At 74.6% G+C, this 346-nt stretch carries 1 protein-coding gene; it reads left to right on the top strand.

Features of this window, described 5'->3' with window-relative positions:
• Nucleotides 1–346 (top strand): fibronectin type III domain-containing protein (locus FAF44_RS53910; protein WP_237111218.1); only part of this gene is annotated, 346 nt, incomplete at both ends.

Here is a 346-nt window from a genome sequence, read left to right as displayed (position 1 = left end):
CACCGACACCGGCCTGACCGCCAACACCGCCTACACCTACACCGTCCGCGCCCGCGACGCCGCCGGCAACCGCTCCGCCGCCAGCACCGCCGTCACCGCCACCACCAGCGGCGGCAGCGGCGGCGACACCACCGCGCCGAGCGTGCCGGGCAACCTCCGCTCGACCGGCGTCAGCAGCAGCACGGTCGCCCTGGCCTGGAACGCCTCCACCGACAACGTCGCCGTCACCGGCTACGAGGTCTACCGCGGCAGCACCCTCCTCACCACCGTCACCGGCACCACCCACACCGACACCGGCCTGACCGCCAACACCGCCTACACCTACACCGTCCGCGCCCGCGACGCC

It is taken from the genome of Nonomuraea sp. MG754425, from assembly GCF_021699195.1.
In the GTDB taxonomy this organism is placed as follows: Bacteria; Actinomycetota; Actinomycetes; order Streptosporangiales; family Streptosporangiaceae; genus Nonomuraea.
The sequence above is the reverse complement of the archived record's forward strand: the minus strand, read 5'-3'. Positions and strand labels throughout refer to the sequence as shown.